At 75.0% G+C, this 1,526-nt stretch carries 4 protein-coding genes; 3 read left to right on the top strand and 1 reads right to left on the bottom strand.

Translation table 11 applies throughout. From position 1 onward, the window contains the following. On the bottom strand, positions 1-208 hold a 208-nt coding region (locus tag ACFWJO_RS38890; protein ID WP_386872944.1), incomplete at its 3' end, for a LysR family transcriptional regulator. Between the two features lie 71 nt (positions 209-279). Between ACFWJO_RS38890 and ACFWJO_RS38885 the strand changes: the two genes are divergently transcribed. The 3 genes from ACFWJO_RS38885 to ACFWJO_RS38875 all read left to right on the top strand — a co-directional run. After that, complete coding sequence (locus ACFWJO_RS38885) at positions 280-555, top strand: LysE family transporter (RefSeq protein ID WP_386872943.1); 276 nt, start codon at positions 280-282, stop codon at positions 553-555. 183 nt (positions 556-738) lie between these two features. Further along, entirely contained in the window at positions 739-1,113 is a 375-nt protein-coding gene (locus tag ACFWJO_RS38880) for a LysE/ArgO family amino acid transporter (protein WP_386872941.1), read from the top strand. A gap of 25 nt (positions 1,114-1,138) precedes the next feature. After that, positions 1,139-1,526, top strand: a 388-nt coding sequence (locus tag ACFWJO_RS38875) for an NUDIX domain-containing protein (protein WP_386872940.1), incomplete at its 3' end; no start/stop codon positions are given.

Here is a 1,526-nt window from a genome sequence, read left to right as displayed (position 1 = left end):
TGTGCCGGGCCACGCGCACCAGGCCGACGCCGGCCTCGGTCGGCTCGCAGGGTGTGCCGCGCCGGAGCAGCACCTGGCCCACCTCCCGCTCCAGGGCGCGGATGCGCTGGCTGACCGCGGAGGCGCTGACGCCGAGCTCGTACGCGGCCGCCTCGAACGAGCCCTCGTCCGCGATCGCACGCAGCGCCTGCAGCTGGTCCAGGTTCATGAAGCAGAGCTTAGGCACCTGCAGTTCTCTTCGTTTGGCTCAGGCGTGGCCGGGCCCTAGCGTCCTCACCCATGTGGACCCTCGCCGGCACCGGCCTGCTCACCGGACTCGCCCTCATCGTCGCCATCGGCGCGCAGACCCTGTTCCTGCTGCGCCAGATCGTCCGACGCGACCGCGTGTGGACCGTCCTGACCGTGTGCTTCGTGGCCGATGTGGCGCTGCTCGTGCTCGGCGCCGGCGGCGTGGGCGTGGTGGCCGAACGCTGGCCGTGGCTCGTGCCCGCGCTGACCGTGGCCGGCGTGGTCTACCTCCTCGCGTTCGCCGTGGGCACGCTGCGCTCCGCCTGACGCGGGGACCGGACCCTCACGACCGCGGCCGCGGACGCCGCGGGGACCGGGCACGGGCCCGACCGCATCGACCTCGCGGTCCTCACCGGCGAGCTGCCCCTGATCGACCCGGCGACCGGCCGCCTGGCCGAGCGCGAGCCGGCCGGGGCCGGCGTCGGGCAGCACGACGACGGCGCGCCCGGCGTGGGCGCTCCCTCGGGCGGCGGGTCGGTGGCGGCGCGGCAGCGCGTGCAGCCGCGCCGCGTGGCGCTGGACCGCCCGCAGACGCCGCTGCCGCGGATCATCCTGCTGGCGCTGTCCGTCTCCCTGGTGAACCCGCACGCCATCCTCGACACGGTGGTGATGATGGGCACCTTCGCGCAGACGTTCGGGGCGGCGAAGTGGACGTACGTGGGCGGCGCGGTGGCGGCCTCGCTCGTGTGGTTCACCGCGCTCGGCTGGGGCGGGACGAAGCTCGCCCCGTCCATGGACTCGGCGCGGACGTGGCGGATCGTGGACGCCGTGGTGGGCGTGCTCATGCTGGGAATCGCCGTGAAGGTGGGGCTCACGCTCCTCTGAGCCGCCCGGGGAGGATGATGGGGGCATGAGTCCTTCCCCCTCCGACTCCTCCCGCACGCCGACCGTCGCGGCCGGGGAGGTCATCCGCGTCTCCGCCGTCGTGCTGGCCCGCCCGGACCGCCGCGTGCTGACCGTCCGCAAGGCCGGCACCGCCATGTTCATGTTCCCCGGCGGCAAGCACCTGCCCGGCGAGGACCCCGTGGACACCGCCGTCCGCGAGGTGGCCGAGGAGACCGGGCTTCGCCTGCGCCCGGACGAGCTGACCCGCCTGGGCGCGTGGGACACCGCCGCCGCCAACGAGCCCGGCGCCGCCCTGCACTCGGAGGTGTTCGCGCTGTGGCGGCCCGTCGCCCGGCACGAGGTCCCCGAGCCGACGGACGAGATCGTCGAGCTGCACTGGATGGACCCCTCCG

This window comes from Streptomyces sp. NPDC127092 (assembly GCF_042722475.1).
Classification (GTDB): domain Bacteria; phylum Actinomycetota; class Actinomycetes; order Streptomycetales; family Streptomycetaceae; genus Streptomyces.
This window is presented reverse-complemented; position numbering and strand designations above follow the sequence as displayed.